This window comes from Paraburkholderia atlantica (assembly GCF_009362785.1).
Taxonomy (GTDB): Bacteria; Pseudomonadota; Gammaproteobacteria; order Burkholderiales; family Burkholderiaceae; genus Paraburkholderia; species Paraburkholderia atlantica.
The window spans coordinates 1-4,204 of the sequence record NZ_WHNQ01000127.1 but is presented as its reverse complement, the minus strand read 5'-3'; the positions used below and the strand labels follow the sequence as shown (position 1 = coordinate 4,204).

3 protein-coding genes and 4 pseudogenes are annotated in these 4,204 nt (G+C 56.3%); 6 read left to right on the top strand and 1 reads right to left on the bottom strand.

Annotation, left to right across the window (positions count from 1 at the left end; all coding sequences use genetic code 11):
- The 6 genes and pseudogenes from GCT19_RS44210 to GCT19_RS41100 all read left to right on the top strand — a co-directional run.
- On the top strand, window positions 1–254 hold a 254-nt coding region (locus GCT19_RS44210; RefSeq protein WP_227749492.1), incomplete at its 5' end, for a hypothetical protein.
- 870 nt (window positions 255–1,124) lie between these two features.
- The gene (locus GCT19_RS41120; protein WP_152855022.1) at window positions 1,125–1,958 is read left to right on the top strand and encodes a hypothetical protein; all 834 of its coding nucleotides are present in this window, start codon (window positions 1,125–1,127) and stop codon (window positions 1,956–1,958) included.
- 295 nt (window positions 1,959–2,253) lie between these two features.
- Window positions 2,254–2,762 (top strand): annotated as a pseudogene (locus GCT19_RS41115) (IS6 family transposase); the annotation flags it as partial.
- Window positions 2,759–2,893: pseudogene (locus GCT19_RS41110) on the top strand (SPOR domain-containing protein); the annotation flags it as partial. The pseudogenes GCT19_RS41115 and GCT19_RS41110, both read left to right, overlap by 4 nt.
- A 176-nt stretch (window positions 2,894–3,069) precedes the next feature.
- Window positions 3,070–3,708, top strand: a complete 639-nt coding sequence (locus tag GCT19_RS41105) for a thiol:disulfide interchange protein DsbA/DsbL (RefSeq protein WP_152855021.1) — start codon at window positions 3,070–3,072, stop codon at window positions 3,706–3,708.
- Between the two features lie 15 nt (window positions 3,709–3,723).
- Window positions 3,724–3,837: pseudogene (locus tag GCT19_RS41100) on the top strand (SDR family oxidoreductase); the annotation flags it as partial.
- Between the two features lie 87 nt (window positions 3,838–3,924).
- Here the strand turns inward: GCT19_RS41100 and GCT19_RS41095 are convergent.
- Window positions 3,925–4,204: pseudogene (locus GCT19_RS41095) on the bottom strand (IS6 family transposase); the annotation flags it as partial.

Genomic DNA, 4,204 nt, shown 5'->3' with positions numbered 1-4,204 from the left:
ATCAGCCGGCGACGCGCTGGCACGACCATCTCGTTCGGTACATCAAGGACAAGGGCATCCATGCGTTCCGCAACAAATACGGGTACGGCCAGCGCGCGCTGGTCGAGGCGCAGATCTCGCGAATCAAGCGTTGCATCGGTGCGCGGCTACTGACGCGCAAAACCGAATCTCAGCAGCGCGAGGGCGTGATTATCGCGAACCTCGTGAATCTGTGGAACAGCTTCGGCAAGGCCGTTTGCGTCAAAAATGCCTAGTTGCGTCTGCAACCAACTGCAGCCATGCCCTGCTGAACAAAGCCGCTTGTGGGTTCGTTTTGTTCCGACAACTCCAACCCATTCGCCGGCCCCTATTTGCACCAGAGCCGAAAATGCGAGCTGAAACATCAATTTTATTGATCTCGTTTTGCTTGCGTCCTTGCAGACGTTCGGACAGAATTTGATGGAAATATAGAAATAGTCTGGTCACGTTCGCGGTAGGGATTGGGTATTTCACTTTAATTTCGGCTTCCTATCCTATCAAGTGATGTTGAGCGGAGGCGATCATGGGGAGCAAGGAAATCGAGGTGGCGGTCTCGGAGTTGGAGTAATTGCTGTGGGTGAGTCGCTCGCGGTCGCTGCCTCATTCGCTGGGGCGCCGGGTAAAGATTGTCTTGAGGGCAGTTGGCGGTCATGTGAACCGGGAAATTGCAGTGCAATGTGAAGTAACACCCGCCGTCGCACAAGAGAATTTCTAGCTTGAACCGAGCTTTACTTCCTGCTCTCATAGTAGAGTAATCAAATTAAAAATATATGCTATCACTCAAGAAATTCAATACATCCAAGTATCGTAGGGCGCTGGCCGTGATGGCCATCACCGTCCTGAGCACAGCTTTGTCAACGTCTGTCGTTTGTGCTCAATCGCCTACCTCGGAGACTGACGCAAAATCGCCTTATGCACAGGCGTCAAAGGAACAACAAACAAATTGGCGAGAGTCAGTAAGACAAGTGGGGCCTCCTCCTAAGGCGGGATGCTACCGGATGTCTTATCCCGACACCACATGGAGGGAAGCGGCGTGCGCAATGGTATCCCTTCAGCATCCTACTGCGAAATATGCGCCTCCCGTCGAAACGATGAGAAAGAAACGAATGAGTCAAAGTAAACATATTACAGAGGATAATGCCGATTCCGCAGAGGATGACGCCGTATTGACAGGCCACGGGAAGGATTATATCGCACAGACCGAGGGACTCACGACTTCGGCAATCGGGAGCTTCCCTGGAACCGTTGTAAGTGGTTTGGTGGACGATGCCGCCGGTTATACGCTTCAACTTAATACTAACTTTTCTCGCACTAACGCATCCTATTGTCAACAAAACGGATTTCATCCGGATTGTCGAGTGTGGCAGCAATTCATCTATGATTCTGATGAAGTCTCGCAGCAGCCTGGGCCTCTGGGTCCAGCTCCCGAAGGGCCGCAAATATATATTCAGGACTGGATATTGCTGACGGATCAGGACGATTTACATAGTCCATGCCCCGCTGGCTGGCTAAGTGCTGCAGGTGGATGCTACAAAAACAGTTCCGCTGTTGCGGCGCCAGACATTCCCGTGGGCAATCTCGGCTTGACGACCTTGGCGGGTTATGTCTCGACGCCCGGTTCGGGCGCAACCGATACCGTAATACTCACGTATAACGGTAGTGCCTACACCGTAAGCCAGCCGGACGACACCCTTGATATCGCACAAGGCTGGAATCAGTCTGAATTTAACATTTTCGGTGAAGGAAATTCTTCAGAAGTATCTTTTAAACCAAAAACGTCGATTACCGTAAATCTGCAAGTAAACGACGGAACCACATATGCACCCAAGTGCTTGGATAGTGGGACAACCGGCGAAACTAATAACTTGAACTTGGGAAAAACATGTACCGCCACAGCAGGCGCGAAGCCGTCGATTCAGTTCACTGAGCGGACGAGCTGAGCACCAGTCGCCCTTAAACAATCCGCGAAAGCGCGCAAGGCTCCGAGGCCGAAAAGGCATTGTGGGATTTGCCGGGACCCGGCATATTGAGGTTGTGTCGCATTAGTGCGTGAACAGTAAATAGTCGGGTCTGAAAAATTCGAAGAGCCGTGTGCAACAAGGGTTTAAAGCGGAAAGTGGTTGACAAACACCGAACCTGGCATTTTATGGGTAATTTCCTGCAAGTTCTGTCGAGGTCTGAATGGGTCCGAAGGGCACTGTCAGATTGCTGGAGATGTGACGGTAAAATGAAGTGATGAAGAAGATGAAATCGCCTTATCACGGCCACCGTTTCCCTGCTATTGTCATCAGTTGCGCCGTTCGCTGGTACTTCCGGTTCAGCCTGACATCGAGGAGTTGTTGCGGGAGCGTGGCGTTGTGGTCACATATGAAACGATCCGTTGCTGGTGCGACAAGTTCGGCGCTGGATTCGCTCAGCGTGCCAAAGCGGTGCGGCCCAAGCCCGGCAGCACCTGGCATTTAGATGAGGTATTCGTGACGCTGCGCGGTGAGCCGTATCTCCTGTGGCGCGCGGTCGACGAGCATGGCGCCGAACTCGACGTGCTGGTGCAAAAGCGTCGCGACAAGGCCGCGGCAAGGCGCTTCTTCCGGCGGGTGCTACGTTCAAACCCGGTGCCGCGCAAGATCGTTACCGACCAGCTGCGCAGTTATCCGGGGGCGAAGGCTGATATCCCTGAGCTTGCTCAGGTAAAGCACGTTTTCGTCAAAGCGGCCGCACGCGTGAACAACCGCGCCGAGGGCGCGATGCCGGCGGCGTCACGTACTACCGCGTGCGCATCGGGCCGTTCTCGAAGTTCGAGGACATGAATTCGAGCCGTCAGCGTCTGTCGGACGCGGGTGTCGATACCGCGGTAATCCGCTTCACCAAACAATAAATAAACGGTAATGCCGGCCCGCGCGCCGCGTCGAACTATCGACGCGGCGCGCGTGTCACAAGCACGATGGCCGCTTCGACCTGTATTGTGGCGGGCGACCACACCGAATCCCACCAGCAGTGACGGGCCTTTCGCATGGCGTCGCCGCGCTACCGCCTTATCTGGGTCTACACGACATGAAAAAACTGCTGAGCATCCTGTTCCTCTCGCTGGGCCTGATCGCGGCGAGCGCGCATGCGTCGCCGACCGCGCCAGTCGCCGGCAAGGACTACACCGTGCTGGCCACGCCGCAACCTACCGACGTGCCGGCCGGCAAGATCGAAGTCATCGAATTCTTCTGGTACGGCTGCCCGCACTGCAATGAATTCAACCCGTTCCTCGAAACGTGGGTCAAGAAGCAGGCCCCGGACGTCGTGTTCCGCCGCGTGCCGGTCGCCTTCCGCGACGACGCCATCCCGCACTCGAAGATGTTCCACGCGCTCGACGCGCTCGGCCTCGCGAACGAACTGACGCCGAAGGTCTTCAACGAAATCCACGTCAACAAGAACTATCTGCTGACGTCGGAAGACCAGACCAAATTCCTCGCGAAGTTCGGCGTCGACCCGAAGAAGTACATGGAAGCGTACAACTCGTTCTCGACGCAAAGCGCGCTGCAGAAGGACAAGAAACTGCTCGACGGGTTCAAGATCGACGGCGTGCCGACGCTCGCCGTGCAGGGCAAGTATGAAACCGGCCCGGTCGCGACCGGCACCCTGCCGGGCACGATCCAAGTGCTCGACTACCTCGTCTCGCAAGTCCGCGCCAAAAAGATGTAATCACGAGGCGCCGGTATGACCTCGCCGCTGAAGGTTTTCATTACCGCCGCTTCGAGCGGCATCGGCCTCGCGCTCGCCGGCGAATATGCACAGCGCGGCGCGATTCTCGGCCTCGTCGCCCGCCGCGCTCGCGGCGTTGTCACGTTGTCAAGGGCGGTCGAGGGCACTGTCACGTTAATTTGCTCGCGACGTAATAGTGGGGGGCAACGCGCTTGCTCAGAAAACCGGCGGAACTTGGGTGATCTCTGTGAAGCGATGCCAGGCGGCGATGCGTGTGGCAAGCTGTTTGCGATAGAGCGAGGCGCGTAGCAGGTGTCGCTTCAGCGCGAAGTGCTGCCGGATCGGACCGAAGCTCGATAGGAAAGCCTGCGTGCGCTCTGGATCGCGAAAGCCACGCATGCGTCGCTCGCGTTCGCGGGTCGGCTGATGACTGTTTTCGGCCCGGTTATTGACCCGCGCGCTGGCTTTGACAAAGACGTGCTTGACGCAAGCCAGT